General features: G+C 72.5%; 18 protein-coding genes. 5 read left to right on the forward strand and 13 right to left on the reverse strand.

What is annotated here, in order from left to right; translation table 11 throughout:
* Positions 1–22: 22 nt before the first annotated feature.
* The 4 genes from ACFYYW_RS16695 to ACFYYW_RS16710 form a co-directional block, all read right to left on the reverse strand.
* On the reverse strand, positions 23–436 hold the full coding sequence (locus ACFYYW_RS16695; protein WP_352330919.1) for a VOC family protein: 414 nt from the start codon (positions 434–436) through the stop codon (positions 23–25).
* A gap of 72 nt (positions 437–508) precedes the next feature.
* Entirely contained in the window at positions 509–994 is a 486-nt protein-coding gene (locus tag ACFYYW_RS16700) for a hypothetical protein (protein WP_387649566.1), read from the reverse strand.
* Between the two features lie 146 nt (positions 995–1,140).
* Positions 1,141–1,518 (reverse strand): GntR family transcriptional regulator, encoded by a 378-nt coding sequence (locus tag ACFYYW_RS16705; protein ID WP_352330917.1) that lies wholly within the window; start codon positions 1,516–1,518, stop codon positions 1,141–1,143.
* A complete protein-coding gene (locus ACFYYW_RS16710) occupies positions 1,515–2,336 on the reverse strand; it encodes a hypothetical protein (RefSeq protein WP_387649569.1) in 822 nt (273 codons plus the stop codon). The genes ACFYYW_RS16705 and ACFYYW_RS16710 overlap by 4 nt, the downstream gene beginning before the upstream one ends.
* Before the next feature lie 161 nt (positions 2,337–2,497).
* Between ACFYYW_RS16710 and ACFYYW_RS16715 the strand changes: the two genes are divergently transcribed.
* The gene (locus ACFYYW_RS16715) at positions 2,498–3,154 is read left to right on the forward strand and encodes an SAM-dependent methyltransferase (RefSeq protein ID WP_387649571.1); all 657 of its coding nucleotides are present in this window, start codon (positions 2,498–2,500) and stop codon (positions 3,152–3,154) included.
* A 45-nt stretch (positions 3,155–3,199) separates the two neighbouring features.
* On the opposite strand, the gene ACFYYW_RS16720 is transcribed toward ACFYYW_RS16715, so the two are convergent.
* Both ACFYYW_RS16720 and ACFYYW_RS16725 read right to left on the reverse strand, forming a co-directional pair.
* Entirely contained in the window at positions 3,200–3,889 is a 690-nt protein-coding gene (locus tag ACFYYW_RS16720) for a DUF4097 domain-containing protein (protein WP_387649574.1), read from the reverse strand.
* Positions 3,890–4,008: 119 nt separating this feature from the next.
* Positions 4,009–4,500, reverse strand: coding sequence for a winged helix-turn-helix transcriptional regulator (locus tag ACFYYW_RS16725; protein WP_387649576.1), 492 nt, complete (start codon positions 4,498–4,500; stop codon positions 4,009–4,011).
* A 95-nt stretch (positions 4,501–4,595) separates the two neighbouring features.
* On the opposite strand from ACFYYW_RS16725, the gene ACFYYW_RS16730 reads away from it, so the two are divergent.
* Positions 4,596–5,093, forward strand: a complete 498-nt coding sequence (locus ACFYYW_RS16730; protein ID WP_387649579.1) for a hypothetical protein — start codon at positions 4,596–4,598, stop codon at positions 5,091–5,093.
* Between the two features lie 110 nt (positions 5,094–5,203).
* Here the strand turns inward: ACFYYW_RS16730 and catA are convergent, their stop codons facing one another.
* Complete coding sequence (gene catA / locus ACFYYW_RS16735; RefSeq protein ID WP_387649582.1) at positions 5,204–5,887, reverse strand: type A chloramphenicol O-acetyltransferase; 684 nt, start codon at positions 5,885–5,887, stop codon at positions 5,204–5,206.
* Between the two features lie 75 nt (positions 5,888–5,962).
* Between catA and ACFYYW_RS16740 the strand changes: the two genes are divergently transcribed.
* Positions 5,963–6,505, forward strand: coding sequence for an SMI1/KNR4 family protein (locus ACFYYW_RS16740; RefSeq protein ID WP_387649584.1), 543 nt, complete (start codon positions 5,963–5,965; stop codon positions 6,503–6,505).
* A 21-nt stretch (positions 6,506–6,526) separates the two neighbouring features.
* Here ACFYYW_RS16740 and ACFYYW_RS16745 read toward each other — a convergent pair whose 3' ends face one another.
* The 3 genes from ACFYYW_RS16745 to ACFYYW_RS16755 all read right to left on the reverse strand — a co-directional run bounded on the left by ACFYYW_RS16745 (position 6,527) and on the right by ACFYYW_RS16755 (position 10,352).
* The gene (locus ACFYYW_RS16745; protein WP_387649587.1) at positions 6,527–8,557 is read right to left on the reverse strand and encodes a M48 family metalloprotease; all 2,031 of its coding nucleotides are present in this window, start codon (positions 8,555–8,557) and stop codon (positions 6,527–6,529) included.
* Positions 8,554–8,997: a hypothetical protein gene (locus tag ACFYYW_RS16750; RefSeq protein ID WP_387649590.1), complete on the reverse strand. Its 444-nt coding sequence runs from the start codon at positions 8,995–8,997 to the stop codon at positions 8,554–8,556. The genes ACFYYW_RS16745 and ACFYYW_RS16750 overlap by 4 nt, the downstream gene beginning before the upstream one ends.
* Before the next feature lie 122 nt (positions 8,998–9,119).
* The gene (locus tag ACFYYW_RS16755) at positions 9,120–10,352 is read right to left on the reverse strand and encodes a hypothetical protein (protein ID WP_387649592.1); all 1,233 of its coding nucleotides are present in this window, start codon (positions 10,350–10,352) and stop codon (positions 9,120–9,122) included.
* A gap of 132 nt (positions 10,353–10,484) precedes the next feature.
* On the opposite strand from ACFYYW_RS16755, the gene hemC reads away from it, so the two are divergent.
* Positions 10,485–11,420 (forward strand): hydroxymethylbilane synthase, encoded by a 936-nt coding sequence (hemC, locus tag ACFYYW_RS16760; protein WP_387649595.1) that lies wholly within the window; start codon positions 10,485–10,487, stop codon positions 11,418–11,420.
* A gap of 12 nt (positions 11,421–11,432) precedes the next feature.
* Here the strand turns inward: hemC and ACFYYW_RS16765 are convergent, their stop codons facing one another.
* Positions 11,433–12,299 carry an alpha/beta fold hydrolase gene (locus tag ACFYYW_RS16765; protein WP_387649598.1) on the reverse strand — a complete coding sequence of 289 codons (867 nt, stop codon included), beginning with the start codon at positions 12,297–12,299 and terminating at the stop codon, positions 11,433–11,435.
* 138 nt (positions 12,300–12,437) lie between these two features.
* Complete coding sequence (locus tag ACFYYW_RS16770) at positions 12,438–13,514, reverse strand: helix-turn-helix transcriptional regulator (RefSeq protein ID WP_387649600.1); 1,077 nt, start codon at positions 13,512–13,514, stop codon at positions 12,438–12,440.
* A 95-nt stretch (positions 13,515–13,609) separates the two neighbouring features.
* Between ACFYYW_RS16770 and ACFYYW_RS16775 the strand changes: the two genes are divergently transcribed.
* The gene (locus tag ACFYYW_RS16775; RefSeq protein ID WP_387649603.1) at positions 13,610–14,008 is read left to right on the forward strand and encodes a VOC family protein; all 399 of its coding nucleotides are present in this window, start codon (positions 13,610–13,612) and stop codon (positions 14,006–14,008) included.
* 21 nt (positions 14,009–14,029) lie between these two features.
* On the opposite strand, the gene ACFYYW_RS16780 is transcribed toward ACFYYW_RS16775, so the two are convergent.
* Positions 14,030–14,899, reverse strand: a complete 870-nt coding sequence (locus ACFYYW_RS16780) for an arylamine N-acetyltransferase (RefSeq protein ID WP_387649606.1) — start codon at positions 14,897–14,899, stop codon at positions 14,030–14,032.
* Positions 14,900–14,926 lie beyond the last annotated feature (27 nt).

Below are 14,926 nucleotides of genomic sequence, written 5' to 3' on the forward strand. Positions count from 1 at the left end.
ATCGGAGAACTGTCGGCGACAGCTACTGGGCGCGGTCGGGCCAGACGGGGCCCTGGTCGGTCCAGACGACACCCTTGTTGCGGCACAGGCAGAAGGGGTGGCCGACGGGGTCGGTGTAGACGCGCCACCCGTAGCCGTTGGGCCCGATGAACTCCTGCCGCAGGGACGCGCCGAGGGCCAGGACGCGGCTCTGCTCGGCCTCGACGTCGTCGACTTCGAAGTCGAGGTGGAACTGCTTGGGGTGCTCGCTGTCGGGCCACTGCGGGGCGCGGTAGTGCTCCACCGGGTTGAAGGCCAGCTCGATCTCGCCGAACTGGATGCCGGCCCAGTTCTCGTGGCTGCCCTCCTTGACCGGGCGACCCGTCACCGCGGAGTAGAAGGCCGCCAGTTTCAGCGCATCCGGGCAGTCGATGATGAAGTCGGTGAGTCGCAGCATCCCGCGATCCTGCCACAAGATCCAGTACGTCGGCCGTGAAGCAGGGCGGCCGCAACAGTGTGAGCGCATCCGCTATCCGGAGGAAGAAACCAGGTTCACCGTATAGGTCACGCGCAGGTTGGCCGTGACATTCTGGTATATGGCTTCGTAGTCAAGCGTGATTGCCTGGAATCCGTCGATCTCGTCGTAGCGTACCTTGCGATTGTAGCTGCCTTGATATGGCTCCTCGTGGACCTGGCCGGTCACCACTATGTATTCCGTCAGGTCCCGATAGAAGATCAGCATTTGATTGACCGAGCTGGCCAGCCCGTAGTAAGAGACGTCGAGCCGTCTGGTCACGTTGTAAGTGAGGCTCTGGCCTGCCGGAACATATGTGGCGCCACTCGGGTGCATCGGCTCTTCGCGGTCCAGGCGCGAATATAGAACCTCATTCTGATAGATTTGCTCGTCGTCCACGGCGCGGACGGTTCTCACGCATATGGTGCCGGTCGGCGACACACCGAAAGGGCTTTTGTTCTGGATGGACGCCAATGTGACGTCGACCGTTTTGGTGGCCATGATCGGCTTCTACCCCTCGGCTCGACGTCTGCATCTGGGGCTGGCACGTCTTACCCAACTCATTAACGTCTGGATCGCCTCGGCATAGGCCCTCGCAAAAGGAGCTGCGGGGAGGAGGGCCTTCCCCGCCCGCCGCAAGGGTGCCGTCATGGAGAGGCCGGTGCCACCGTGCCGGACGTCAGGGCCGCCTGCACGATGCGGAGTGCTTCGGCCGCGTCGAGGCCGACGCTGGCGATCACGGCGGCGTAGTCGGCAGCCGCCCGGCGGGCCCGTTCCCGGCCCTCCTCGCCGGCGGCCGACACGAACGAGCCCGCCCGCCCGCGCGTCTCGATCAGCCCCGCCTCCTCCAGCTCCCGGTACGCCCGGCCGACCGTGTTGACGGCCAGGCCGAGGTCGGCCGCCAGGTGGCGGATGGTCGGCAGCCGGGCGCCCACGGCGAGCGTGCGGTTCTGGATCTGCCGGGCGAGCTGGGCCCGCAACTGCTCGAACGGCGGCACCGGCGAGCCCGCATCGATGACGATCATCGCAGGCCCACCGCGCGCCGCGCCGTGGCCGCGTACGACGGCGTCCTGACATGGACGGCGACCAGGGCGAGCACCCCCAGCACCAGGAAACCCACCGCGGCGGCGCTCCACCACCCGGGCGCGAACCCGGACAGCAGCACCACCGGCAGCGTCCACAACACGGGCGGCGCGTAGCTCTCGCGGGCGTCCTCGATCCGCATGACGACGTCGGCCGTCAGGGAGATCTCGTCCTCGGCCACGACGGGCCGGGCCAGCGTCTCGCGCAGTTGCAGGACGGCGACGAGGGCGACTCCGGTCACGGCGACCAGCAGCACCACGGCGGCGTACCGTGCGGTGCCCTCGGTGACGGCCAGCGCGCTCACCCCCAGCGCGAACGCGCAGGCGAAGGTGGCGCCCGCCACGACGGCGTAGGGCCGTCCGAGCAGGGCGGCCCAGCCGAGCCGCACCGGATGGGCCACCCGTCGCGGCAGCGTGGCCCCGGCGCGCCGGTCGACGCGCCGCACCCAGGCGTCCAGCAGGGTCTGGGTCAGCAGCAGCGCGACGATCGACCCGCTCAGCGCCAGCATCGGCGCCGGCCGGCCCGGCCCGGCGCCGCCGGAGGCTCCCGGCAGGGCGGCGACCTGCGCCAGGGAGGCCGCGATGATCAGCGCGGCCAGCAGGACGCTGCCCAGCAGCCGCACCCGCCGCCGCACCGCCAGGCGCGTGGCCAGCAACGGCGTCGGCGTGCCGTCGCCCAGGCCGTGCCGCCGCAGCCAGGTCTCGGCGGACCGGACGTCGGCCGGCGGCGGTCCGGCGTCGGACGTGGAAGCGTTCGTCATGCCTCCTCCTTTTGTCGCAAGCTTTGTAGCAATATGGTGCGTCATTCCTTGCGACAAAGTCAACGCCCGGGACGCTCGCCCTCGCGAGGACGCGCAGACCTGACGGACACGTTTGCGGCATTCGCCGGGACTGTTCGACAGGGCGGCCGTAGGGTGCGGTCATGGACTGGCAGACCTGGCATGACGAGTACGACCTTGACGACTCCGTCCTGGCGCGGCGGCTGCAGGTCGTCCAGGACCAGCTTCGGCCGGCACTGGACGCTCGCCCGCCTGGTCCGCTGAAGGTGATCAGCTTGTGCTCGGGGCAAGGCCGTGACCTTCTCGGCGTGATGGCCGATCATCCCCGTCGTGGCGACGTCCGGGCGCGCCTGGTCGAACTGGATCCAGGCAACGCCGCGATCGCCCGGGCCGCGGCCGCGGCCGCAGGGCTGGACCAGGTCGAGGTGGTGACGGCTGACGCCGCGCTCACCGACCACTACCAGGCCCTGGTGCCGGCCGACATCGTGCTGGCCTGCGGGATGTTCGGCAACATCACCGACGAGGACATCGAGCGCACGATCGGGTTCTGCCCACAGCTGTGCGCCACCGGCGCCACCGTCATCTGGACGCGGCACCGCCGCGCGCCGGACCGGGTTCCGCTGATCTGCGCCTGGTTCGAGGAGCGAGGATTCGACCGGACGTGGCTGTCCGACCCCCAGGCGGGTTTCGGCGTGGGGGTGCATCGCTACACGGGCCGGCCGCAGCCGCTGGCTCTCGGCGAGCGCATGTTCCACTTCGTCGGCTACGACGTCCTCGAGGACACCAGCCCGCAGGCTTGAACCCTGGCGCGACCGCCCGTGATCCGGCGCTGCGCGGGGTGCCGGCTACCCGGCGGAGACGGTGATGTCTCCGGAACCCGTGGTCAGTGACATCTTGCGCGGCGAGGAGCCGTCCTTCTTGACCGAGATGCCGGCGTCGCCGGAGGCCGTACTGGCCTTCACGTCGTAGGTCTCGTCGGGGACGGTGAGCACGACGTCGCCCGAACCGGCCGACAGCTCGACGCTCTCCGGCGCGACCGCGTACTTCAGGGTGATCTTGCCGGATCCCGCCTTGACCAGCAGCTTCTTGCCGCCCAGGCCGTCACCCTTGATGTCGCCGGAGCCGGCCTCCAGGTCCAGAGGGCCGGTGAGCGACCGCAGGGTGAGATCGCCCGAACCGGCGTCCAGGTCGACCGGCACCCCCTTGGGGACCTCCACCTGGTACTCGACCCCGCAGGTGCCCCACGACTTCGCGCAGTCGTAGGAGACGGACAGCGTGCCGCCCTCCACCTTGTGCGCGGCCCGCGGCTTGTCGTTGCTCCAGTAGAGCCTCTCGGTCACGCTGACATGGGCGGCGTCCGACTCGGTGACGGTCACGTTCCCGCTGCCGCTTCTGAGGTGAAGCCGCTGCACCTTCTCCTTGACCTGGTACGTGCTGGTCTCCTCGTTCTTCGGTTTGCCGATGGCGTCCAGGCCGCACCCGGTCAGGAGCACCGCGGAGGCCAGCAGGCCGCCCGCGATCGCAGTGATCTTCATGCCGTCCATCCTGTCCGGCCTCGCCGCGGCCTGCATCAGGGATGCCCCCGACAGGTCCCCGGGAGAACCCTCACCTCGGACGACCCTGTCCCTAGCGGGGGCGGAACGGGCATGGGATCTCAGGGGGTTTCCACGAAGCGCGCGCCCGGTCCGGGAGTGCGGCAGACGTCTTCCGGGGCGAGGTGGCGGTGCCCCGCGGCGCACTCCAGGACGATCTTGACCGGCTCGTCGCAGGAGCTCGCGTCATCGACGGGCCGGTGCCGGACGATGACGGACGGGCCCTGGGGGTCGGCGAGGTACGTGTCGCCCCATTCCAGGAGCGCCACGAGCGTGGGCCGCAACGCCCGGCCCTGCTCGGTGAGCTCGTAGGCGAAGCGCTGCCGGTCCCCGGGCTCCTGGTAGGGCACGCGGCGCATCACTCCCGCGGTCACCAGGGTCTCGAGCCGGGTGGCCAGGAGATTCTTGGCGATCCCGAGGCGGGAGTGGAACTCGCCGAACCGGCGCGCGCCGTCCAGCGCCTCACGGACGATCAGCAGCGACCAGCGTTCCCCCACCACCGAGAGGGCGCGCGCCACCGAGCAGTTCACCGGGTCGATTCGCCGCGTCTCCATGGGAGGAGTGTACCCATCTGGGTTTACAAGCTGTACTCAGCCCTCGTAGACTCCCGGCCTGAGTTGAAGAACTAAACTCACAGAGGAGATCGGCCATGCCCATGCTCGACGTGTACATCCCCGACGGAGCGCTCCAGCCGGACGCCGAGGCGGCCCTGCTGAACCGCATCACCGAGATCCTCATCCGCAACGAGGGATTCGACCCCGCCGACCCGGTGAGCCGTTCCGTCTCCTGGCTCTGGCTGCACCGGCCGGCCGGCGTCTACGTCGGCGGACAACCCGCGGACGCGCCTCGCTACAAGGTCGTCCCGTCCGTCCCCGAGGGCCAGCTCGACGAGCGGAAGCGCGCGAGCGTCATCGCCGAGGTCACCGAGGCCATCCTCGACGCGGAGAACGGCGCCTGGCCCCGTGACGCCGGCCGGATCTGGGTCTTCCCCACCGAGATCCCCGAGGGGCACTGGGGCGGCAGGGGCCAGGTCAGCCCGCTCGCGACGATCCTCGCCCGGCTCACCGGCGACGACACCGACCGGGCCCGTACGCTCGCGCGTGAGCGGATCGCCGCCACCCGAGCCGAACACGCCCGCCTGCCCTGATCGGCGGCGGACGACGGGGGATCGAGGCGGCCGACTTCGCGCCGCCCGGACCGGCATGCGAACGGCGCGTCACGTCACCACGGGGCGAAGGTTCTCCGACGCGACACCCGCTACGGGCGCGACGGTGAACCGGCCGGGCTCCGGTCGATCCAGGCCGGGTCCGCGACGAGGGCCTGGAGCTCGTTCACGAGCCGGGCGGAGTGGAACCCGTCGGCGGCGGCGTGGTGCACCTGGAGGGCGAGGGGGAGCAGGACCCGGCCGTCGCGCTCGGTGTACCGGCCGAGGGTGAAGATGGGGGCCAGGTGGTCCCAGTTGTCGCCGATGTTGAGGTTGAACCCGGTGAAGGACGCCCACGGCAGGCTCGACACGTCGAACGTGTTGGACGGCGGCGGCCCCTGCGGGAAGAACTCGGTGGCGCGGCCGTGCTCGGCGAGCAGGGGAGCGGCGACGTCGTGGAAGGCGGCGAAGTCGGGGTCGTAGGGCGCCCACACGCACGCGAACGTCTCGCGTTCGGGGTTGAAGACCGTGAAGGCCGGATGCACGACGGGCCAGACGGCCGGCTCGCCCGAGGCGGTGAGGCACATCCTGAACTCGTCGTGCCGGTTGACGACCGTGGCGATCGCCCACACCTGCGCGAGGTAGGACTTGCGCCGCGACCGGCCGAGCGCCGCCGTGAACGCGGTGACGTCGATCTCCACCGTGATCGAGTACGTGCACGGGACGGCCCGGCGGTAGTGCTCGAAGTGCTGCCGGCGCGGCCAGGCATCGGTGTCGATCGGGATGGGGGTGTCCATGCCCCCATCATCCCAACCGTCATCCGGCCGCCGGACCGGACGGAATGTCGGCCGCGACGGATACGGTCACCTGCCATGAACACCCAGTACGGCTGGTCCGCCCTCTTCGCGGCGAAGGGCCTGACCCCCCGGAGCCCCGACGGCCCGCCGCCCGCGCCGGGCAACGCCCTGCACCCTCCGGCCGGCGAGGCGGAGGTCAGCCGGCTCGAAGACCGGCTGGGCACGGCCCTGCCGCCGAGCTACCGGCAGTTCCTGCTGTTCGCCGACGGCTGGGGCGACGACGAGTCCGGCCATACCGTGTTGCCGGCCGCGCGGGTCGGCTGGTATCGCGACCTTGAGCCCGAGGCCGCCGGGCTGTGGCCGTCGCCCGGAGAACCGGTCTCCTACAGCGTTCCCGACGAGCTCTACTTCGTCTACGGGGCCGAGCAGGACTGTGTCAACCTGCGGGAGGAGTACGTACGCGACACCCTGCTGGTCGGCTACGGGGATGACGGCGAGTACCTGCTCAACCCGCACGTCAGGACCGCCGACGGCGAGTGGGAGGCCTGGTTCCTCGCGCCCTGGCTGGCGGGCGCCGACCGCCACCGGTCCTTCTGGGATCTGATGAGGACGCAGTAGCGTCCGTCCAGGGGCGCCGCCTTACCGCGGCGCGGGCGCGCCCGGCTCTCCGCGGACGGGCAGCAGGCGGGCCGGCAGGGCCGTGGCCAGCGCGGCGATCAGCGCGGCCGCCAGCATACGCTCCAGGATGATCATGTGGATGGGCCACGGCAGCGCCGTCCGCAGGGGCAGCCACACCAGCTCCAGCGCGAGGGCGTAGAGCACCGCCGCGGCCAGAGCCGTCAGCATGCCCTTCGCGACCGGCGACGTCCCGGACAGCGCGGCCACGCAGGCCGCCAGGGCGGCGCCCGCGGCGGCTCCGGTCGCGATGACGCTCGAGAACGGGCCGGAGCTGTGGAAGACATAGCCGTTGACCGTGCCCGACACCATCGCCGTGACCAGCGCCGCGGCGGCCGCGCAGCCCACCGCCAGGGGGACGCGGCCGGTGCGCCGGGGCGCGGGCGGGCGGCGTTCGCCGAGGGTGACCAAACGTATCGCCATCGGGATCAGCATGAGCAGGACGACCGCGAGCAGCAGCAGGACGCCCCCCGACAGGTGGAAGTCCAGCATGATCTGCGCGCTGATCAGGACCTGGGCCAGCGGGTCGGAGACGGCGGGATATCTCTGCACGTGGGCGATGATGATGTCGGCCTGGATGTCGTAGAACGCCCGCGCGACCAGCGTCACGACCACCGCGATCAGCAGCAGCGGCCCGAGCGCCGACCGCAGCCCGTGCACCCGCGGCGCCCACACCCGCGCCACCCACCGCACCCACACCCCCAGCAGCAGGCCCGCCACCGCCAGCACCACCAGCCCGGCGAGCTGCACCGACACGGGGAACGGCGCCAGCGCATGGTCCGTCATCCTGCTCGGGGCCAGCAGCCAGCCGCCCGCCAGCCCCACGGCCAGGCCCAGCGGCACGTGCACCGCGTCGCCGCGCGCCCCCACGGCCCGCAACGCCCGCAACCCCAGCGCGACGGCCAGCAGCAGGGCGAACACCTCCGCCGGCCACGGCAGCGTGTTGGTGCGTCCCTGCGCGGTCAGCGACGTGGCCGGATCCATGGTCAGGGAGAAACAGCCGCCCAGCGCCAGCGGGAAGACGAAGCCCTGGCGCACCAGCGGCTCCTCGTCCTCCAGCGCGGCCCGCCGGACGGCGAGATGCGGATGGGTGCGCACCCGCAGCGACACCGGCCACCGGCGCGGCGCCGGCGCCTGTTCGAACACGCGGCGCAGCGGCGCCGCGTCCCGCTCCCACGACAACACGCGGGCGTCGGCCATCAGCTCACGCGACTGCAGCACCACCGAACGGGTCAGCCACGACAACACCGCCAGCCCGGCGATCTGGGCGGCGAACAACCACGACAGCGCCGCGCGCGCCCCGAACGGCATCAGCTCCGACCGCAGGAACGGCGCCTGCCCCGACAACACCCCGTTCACGGCGGCGAGCAGACCCGGCACGAGGATCACCGCGGCGTAGGACCGCCACATCGCCAGTGTCACCGCCGTGATGGTCAGGTCCCTGTTGCGCACGTGCGCCAGCTCGTGCAGCACCACCGCACGGAACAGCGGCCGGTCGCGCTCGAACGACATCCAGGTGCCCCGGCTGATCACCACGTACCGGCGCCCGGCCCGGCCGAAGGCCAGCCCGGCCACCGCGGGGTCGAGCACGTCGAGCAGGAAGACGACCCGGCGGCCGCCGAGCACCTCCGCCGCCATCCGCCGCAGCTCCTCGCCCACCTCGCCGCCGACCGGACGCAGCCGCCGGCGGCGGATCCGCCAGGCCGGGCCGAACCAGTACTGCAGCTCGGTGAGCAGGACGAGCGTCGCGAAACAGAGCAACACGCCGAGCCGGAGATCCTGGTGGGCCCCGCGGCTCATCACCTCGCACGCGGGATCGTCCAGGCCCTTCAGCGCCGCGAGCTGGCACGCCTCCCTGACCTTCGCCGGGACCTCCGCCCCCTGCGCCGACAGCAGGTCGAAGATGCCCGGCCGGTAGATCGCGGTCGTCGCGAACGCCAGGCTGATCAGCAGGACGAACGCGGACGTGGTGGCCGACGGGAGACGGCCGCTCATGACGGGTTGCGGGCCAGCTCGCTCACCACCGCGTCGGCCAGCGCGTCGGCCTGCGCCTGCGACATGCCCATCCGGCGCGCCTTGTGGTAGGCGACCTTGCGGATCTCCGTCAGCCGGGCCGGCGGCAACGGCGGCGGGCCCGCCGGCTGGGCCTCGGGCAGCTCCCGCGGACGGCGGCGCAACCGGCCGATCAGCCGGCCCGTCCACGAGCCGACGTCCTTGCCCACGTCCGCGAGCACCGTGGTCACCACGCCGGAGACGATCGCCGTCACCAGCAGCTGGTCCACCCCCGGCAACCCGAAGCCGAGCGGATCCCGATGCGACCTCGGCCTGGTCCTGCCGCCGAGCGCGTCCCAGGTCTGGTCGAACAGCGGCAGTTCGGCGGGAGCGATCCTGGTCACGACCCGGCGGCTGAGATCCTTGGCGAACGCATCGGACACCTGGGCCTCCAACAGGAGAATTCCGTTGCCTGAAATATAGGCAGCCCCGAGGCCTGATGTCCTGGGATATCCACGGCCCGGCCCGTCTCGCGCCGCGTTTCCTCCGTGGCCCCGCCCGACGACTAGTCGCCGTGGAGGCCGTCGGGATCGCAGTAGTCGACCTCGTTCGTCGGCTTGAAGTCGGCCACGATGATCTCGCGCCGGAACGGGCCGCCGCGCTCCATCTCCTCGGCGGACGCCTCGAAGGTGAAGCGCTGCATGGGCCGCAGCAGCGTGCCGGCGATGACCACCGGCCTGCGCACCGAGTAGATGGCGGGGAACGGGCAGCAGTAGTAGCTCCCGAGCGGCTTGCCCGCCGCGTCGACGGCGTAGGCGATGGCGCCGTCCCGGAAGGCGGCGTCGATCTGCGCCTGGATGTGCAGCGTGGCGGCCGGGTCGGGGTCGTACTCCCACATCTCCTTGACGGCCTGCCGGGCCTTCGGGTCGGCCTGCCAGAAGTCCCGCCGCTGCGGGTCGGTCAGGCACCAGGGGTCGAGGTCGCGCAGGTTCGCCTCAAGGGACCGGTACGTCGCCGCGGGCCTGGCGGCGGCGCTCTGGTAGGTGGCGATGTGCCTGGGCATGGCGATGAGCTGGCCCACGTGGTAGTAGAGCTCCAGTGACCGCTGCAGCCGTTGCTCGATCGCCTCGTGCAGGCTCGGCTGCGGATCGGCCTTGAGCAGCCCCTCGGCGTAGTCGGCGGCGGTGGCGGCCTCGGCCACGAGCTGGCGCAGCCGCTGCAGGTCGGCCTGGTGGTCGTGGTCGTCGGCGACGGTCTGCTCGAACACGCCGAAGGCCACCTCCGCGTGCCGGCGGATCGCGCGGGTGGCGGCCAGCATGCCGTGCAGGTGGGGCAGCGGGCACGGGTCCGCCTCAGCCCATTCGGGCAGGTCGGCGGGCAGCTGGAGCTCTGTCTCGACCAGATAGCGGGGGTTGCCGGCCGCCTGCCGGGCACGCGACACCCAGCCTTCCACCTGGGCGAAGCAGGCGGCCACCTGCCGGCTGGTGACCGGCGGCACGTAGCCCGCGGTGCGCGGGTCGGCGCTGTAGTCGGAGTCGAGCAGCTGCTCGCCGATGGTCTGCAGCACGAACGCGTTCCAGGTGCACAGCAGCTGCCCGGAGGCGGACTGCGGGCCGTGCCAGAGGTTGACGCCGTCCTGGACCAGGCGTAAGCGCAGCTCCTCGGCACGCTCCAGCTCGGTGTAGACCAGGCCCCCCGCCCGCCGGTACGCCTCCAGTTCGTCCGCGCGCACCTCGCCCTTGTACGCCGCGACCATCCGCGTCATCAGCGTCGGCCGCGCCGGATCATTGGCCATCATGTACGTCCCCGTCCTCTTCCCCCGTGACAATTGGTGATCCGTACCCTAAGCCGCCATCCCCTCGGCGGGCCATCCGCGGCGAGCTCCGGAATCAGCCCGCGCGGCACGGAGGCGACGCCCTACGATCGGGGGATGGCCGTCCCCGAGCTGATCCGCATCGTGACGCGTTCCTCTCCCATGGCCCTCGCCCAGGTCGAGCGCGTACGGCGGGAGCTGGCCGACCGGCATCCCGGCATCCGCACCGAGGTCGTCCCGGTCACCACGTCCGGCGACCGGTGGCAGGGGGCCCTGTCGGCGCTGGGCGGCAAGGGCGCCTTCACCAAAGAGGTCGACGAGGCGCTCCTGGCCGGCCGGGCCGACCTGGCGGTCCACTGCATGAAGGACGTGCCCGCCGACCGTCCGCTGCCGGCCGGCACGGTGTTCGCGGCCTTCCTCAAGCGCGACGACCTGCGCGACGCGCTCGTCCACCCCGGCGGCCTGAAGCTGGACGCGCTGCCCGAGGGCACCCGGATCGGCACGTCGTCGGTGCGGCGCGTGGCCCAGCTCGCCGCCTCGCACCCGCAGCTGCGCTGCGTGCCGATGCGCGGCAACGCCAACCGGCGCCTGGAGAAGCTGGACGCGGGCGAGGCCGACGCGCTGCTGCTGGCGGTGGCCGGGCTGGAGCGCATCGGCCGGCCGGACCGCATCACCGAGGCGCTGTCGCTGGAGACGATGTGCCCGCCGATCGGCGCGGGCGTGCTGGCCCTGCAGTGCCGGGAGGACGACCCGGCGACCGTCGAGGCGGTCGCCGGGCTCGGGCATGCCGACACCTGGCGGGAGATCACGGCCGAGCGCATGCTGCTGCACGTGCTCCAGGGCCACTGCAACTCGCCCATCGCCGGGTACGCCCGCGCCGAGCGCGACGGCCGGTTGTCGTTGCGCGCCCGGGTCTTCTCTCCCGACGGCAAGCGCGTGCTCGACGCGCACGAGTGGGCCGGCCCACTCGACCCGGCGACGCTCGGCACCTCCGTCGCGGTCGCGCTGCTCCGCCAGGGCGCCCGGGAACTGATCGACGCCATCCCCCACTGACGGCGGGCCGCCTCACGTCGTGACGGCCGCCACCGCGTCCTTCTCGCCGAGGGGTTCGTCGCCGTGCAGCAGCCACTCCAGCGTGGCGGGGGTGGCGTCGAAGTGGCCGGCGTGTCCGGCGTCGGGCTGGACGGTGAGGGTGGCGGCGGGGATGCGGGCGGCTAGCCAGCGGGCGTGCGCGACCGGCACGACCCCGTCCAGTTCGCCGTGCCACAGCCGGACCGGGACGGTGATGGAGGCCGGGTCCACCCCCCAGGGGCTGCCGAACAGGGCGATGACGTCGTCGGCCCAGCCGCCGAGGCCGGGACGGACCGCCTCGGCGTAGGCGGCCGCCAACATGGCGCTGACCTCGGGACGCGTCAGGACGGCGGCCTCGAACGGCGGCAACTGCGGCGGCCCGGACGAGTCCGCCCTCAGGTGGGCGATCATGGCGTCGCGATCCTGGAGCGCGACGGCGGCGCTGCGCCGGTTGCCCTCCATCATGCCGGCCGTCCAGTCCAGCCCTTCGGCGTCGCGCGGGGCCGGCGCCGCCAGCGTGGCGACCCGGACCGCCCGGCCGGGGTGGCGGGCGGCGAACGCCAGCGCGTGCGGCCCGCCGCCGGAGACCCCGTAGACGGCGAACTCGTCGAGGCCGAGCGCGTCGGCCACGGCGGCGACGTCGTCCGCGCCGTCCACGACGCGCCGCCCCGGCAGCGGCGTCGAAGCGCCGAGGCCGGGGCGGTCGAAGGTGATCAGCCGGATGCCGAGCCTGGTGTACAAGGAGTCGTCGGGGTGGCGGGCCAGGCGTCCCACGGGGGTGCCGTGCAGGTAGAAGACGGGGGTCCCGTCGGGGACGCCCCACTGCTCCACGGCAAGGGTGCGGCCGTCTCGTGTGATCACTGTGTGCACTCCGCCACGCTAGCCAGGACGACACCTGTGCACCGTAGGTTTCATTTCCGGCGAAACAGACGCGGCTGCGTACCGGGCGGGCGGGCCTGGCGGAGACGGTGAGCTTCGTCGGAGTGTGACGCCGGGCGGTCAGGCTCGGCGGGCGCGGCACGCGAGGCGGCCGGCGACGGCGAGGACGAGGTCGCGCAGTTCGGCTGGACGCTCGATGACGAACGGGCGGTCAAGGGCGGCGAGCACGGCGGGCAGCCAGTCGAGCCGTTCGACCCGCAGCTCGACCCGCCACCAGCGCCCACCCGCCGGCCGGGGCTCCCCAGCGGCCTCCCCAGCGGCCTCCCCAGCGGGGTCGAGAGCGGGGTCGTCGGTGATCTCCTCCATGGTGGCGACGGCGGCGGGCAGGCGGGCGCGGATCTGCTCGGCCGTCCCGTGGATCCGCAGGGTCACCTCGTGCCGGTAGGACGCGGTGGCGAACCCCGACAGGACGCGCTGCGCCGGATCCGGGCCGGCCGGCGCCTCGAACGAGCCCGGCAGGGTCCGGGCGTCCGCGACGCGGTCGAGGCGGAAGGTCCGGTTCTCGCCGAGGCCGGGGTCCTCGCCGGTGACGTACCAGCGGCCCGCGTGGCTGACGATCCCGTACGGGTGCAGCGTGCGGTCACTGCGCCGGCCGGCGCGGTCGGCGTACCGGATCGAGACGGGCCGGCGGTGACGTACGGCGTCGGCGATCGTGAGCAGGACGGCGGCGTCCGGCCCGGCGGGCCCGCCGGGCGGGCCGGTGAAGGCGAGGGATTCCAGGAGCGCGTCGAGCCGGCGGACGAGCCGTTCGGGCAGCACCCGGCGGATCTTCGCGGCCGCCGTCACGCTCGCGGTGTCGCTTGCCGTGCCGCCGGCGGTGTCGCTCGTGATGTCGCTGGTGGGGTCGCCTGCGGCGCCGGCCGCGCGCCGGTTGGCGAGCAGGCCGAGCAGCACGGCCAGCGCCTCGTCGTCGTCGAGCATGAGCGGCGGCAGGCGGTAGCCGCGGGCGAGGCGGTAGCCGCCGTAGCGACCGCGCACCGACTCGACCGGCAGCCCGAGGTCGACGAGCTGACCGACGTACCGCCGCACGGTACGGCCGTCGACGCCGAGCCGGTCGGCCAGTTCGGCCATCGTCCGGACGCCGCCCGACTGCAACAACTCCAGGAGCGTGAGCACACGACCGGTGGGTGGCGACATGAGAACGAGCCTACGGCGAATAGTGGACCGAACCCGTCCAGTATCAGTCGTACCGTACGGGGTGCCAAGAGCTGCACGAACACCGGAGAAACGTCATGAACTTCGTCTCGATCCGCATCATCACCGGCGACGTCGCCCGCCTCGCCGCGTTCTACGAGCAGGCCACCGGGACGCCGGCGACCTGGTCCACCGAGGACTTCGCCGAGATCAGGACCGGCACCGCCACGCTGGCGATCGCCGGCACCCGCACCGTCCCGCTGTTCGCCCCGGGATCGTCCCGCCCGGCCGACAACCACAGCGTGATCGTCGAGTTCCTGGTGGACGACGTGGACCGCGTGTACGAGAACCTGGCCGGCCTCGTCACGGACTTCGTCAACGAGCCCACCACGATGCCCTGGGGCAACCGGTCGCTGCTGTTCCGCGACCCTGACGGCAACCTCGTCAACTTCTTCACCCCGGTCACCCCGGCCGCCGTGGCCAGATTCGCCCGGTGATCAGCAGGCCGGCAGGCGAGGTCAGGCGGCGGGGGTGCGGCGGCGGGACTGCCAGGCCAGGTGGGCGTCGCGGACCTTGGTCCACAGGGCCTCGCGCTCGGCGCCGTTGACGTCGTCGAGGCGCAGCCCGAACACCTCCTCCAGGGCCTCGAACCACTCCCGCCGGGTGGACAGCTCCCGTTCGGTCCTGCCGTCCGCGCCGATCCGGCGCAGCATGCAGCCCACCAGGCAGTCGGCGCCCGTCGCGTCGCGCCGCAGCACGACGGCGGCCCGCACCAGCCGGGACTCGGGCGAGGTGCACAGGTACGGATGCCACTCCACGAAGTCCCCGGGCTCGGCGGGCGCCCGCTCGACGTCCAGCCCGGCGATCGACCCGCGGGGGTCGTGGTCGAACCGCCAGCCGCCGAGCTCCACGTCCGAGGCGGACAGCCGGAACTCGAACGGCCCCTGCCGGTACGTCCCCGCCCGCAACGGCAGCGGCTCGTGCAGCCCGTCGCCGAGCCCGATGTCCACCAGCCAGTCCTGCCCGTCGAGGGCGACGGTGAGCGCGAGGTGCGGCGCGAACGACGCCGGCGAGGCGGACGCCCGGACAGCGGCCTGCACCCCGGCCCGATGCCAGGTGACGTCGTAGCCGAGCGCGGTCAGCAGCGTGGCGAACGCCCCGTTGAGCTGCACGCAGTAGCCGCCGCGCCCGCGCAGCACCCGCTCGACCGACTCGCGCGGGTCCACGGTGATCCGCCGGCCGAGCTGCACCTCCAACGTCTCGTACGGCACCCGCTCCACGTGCGCGCGGTGCAGGGCGCGCAGCGCCGGGAGCGACGGCTCGCCGGGGTCGCCGACGTCCAGCCGGTCGAGGTAGGCGTTCAGGTCACGGTCACGAGTTCGCCGCATGGGCCCTCCCTTCGGTCGCCGCGTCCA

Origin of the sequence: Nonomuraea sp. NPDC001831 (assembly GCF_042892035.1) — a bacterium.
Classification (GTDB): Bacteria; Actinomycetota; Actinomycetes; order Streptosporangiales; family Streptosporangiaceae; genus Nonomuraea.

Coding starts and splice junctions, on each gene's coding strand:
- ACFYYW_RS16695 (WP_352330919.1), bottom strand. CDS start 436: ATGCTGCGACTCACCGACTTCATCATCGACTGCCCGGATGCGCTGAAA.
- ACFYYW_RS16700 (WP_387649566.1), bottom strand. CDS start 994: ATGGCCACCAAAACGGTCGACGTCACATTGGCGTCCATCCAGAACAAA.
- ACFYYW_RS16705 (WP_352330917.1), bottom strand. CDS start 1,518: ATGATCGTCATCGATGCGGGCTCGCCGGTGCCGCCGTTCGAGCAGTTG.
- ACFYYW_RS16710 (WP_387649569.1), bottom strand. CDS start 2,336: ATGACGAACGCTTCCACGTCCGACGCCGGACCGCCGCCGGCCGACGTC.
- ACFYYW_RS16715 (WP_387649571.1), top strand. CDS start 2,498: ATGGACTGGCAGACCTGGCATGACGAGTACGACCTTGACGACTCCGTC.
- ACFYYW_RS16720 (WP_387649574.1), bottom strand. CDS start 3,889: ATGAAGATCACTGCGATCGCGGGCGGCCTGCTGGCCTCCGCGGTGCTC.
- ACFYYW_RS16725 (WP_387649576.1), bottom strand. CDS start 4,500: ATGGAGACGCGGCGAATCGACCCGGTGAACTGCTCGGTGGCGCGCGCC.
- ACFYYW_RS16730 (WP_387649579.1), top strand. CDS start 4,596: ATGCCCATGCTCGACGTGTACATCCCCGACGGAGCGCTCCAGCCGGAC.
- catA (WP_387649582.1), bottom strand. CDS start 5,887: ATGGACACCCCCATCCCGATCGACACCGATGCCTGGCCGCGCCGGCAG.
- ACFYYW_RS16740 (WP_387649584.1), top strand. CDS start 5,963: ATGAACACCCAGTACGGCTGGTCCGCCCTCTTCGCGGCGAAGGGCCTG.
- ACFYYW_RS16745 (WP_387649587.1), bottom strand. CDS start 8,557: ATGAGCGGCCGTCTCCCGTCGGCCACCACGTCCGCGTTCGTCCTGCTG.
- ACFYYW_RS16755 (WP_387649592.1), bottom strand. CDS start 10,352: ATGATGGCCAATGATCCGGCGCGGCCGACGCTGATGACGCGGATGGTC.
- hemC (WP_387649595.1), top strand. CDS start 10,485: ATGGCCGTCCCCGAGCTGATCCGCATCGTGACGCGTTCCTCTCCCATG.
- ACFYYW_RS16770 (WP_387649600.1), bottom strand. CDS start 13,514: ATGTCGCCACCCACCGGTCGTGTGCTCACGCTCCTGGAGTTGTTGCAG.
- ACFYYW_RS16775 (WP_387649603.1), top strand. CDS start 13,610: ATGAACTTCGTCTCGATCCGCATCATCACCGGCGACGTCGCCCGCCTC.
- ACFYYW_RS16780 (WP_387649606.1), bottom strand. CDS start 14,899: ATGCGGCGAACTCGTGACCGTGACCTGAACGCCTACCTCGACCGGCTG.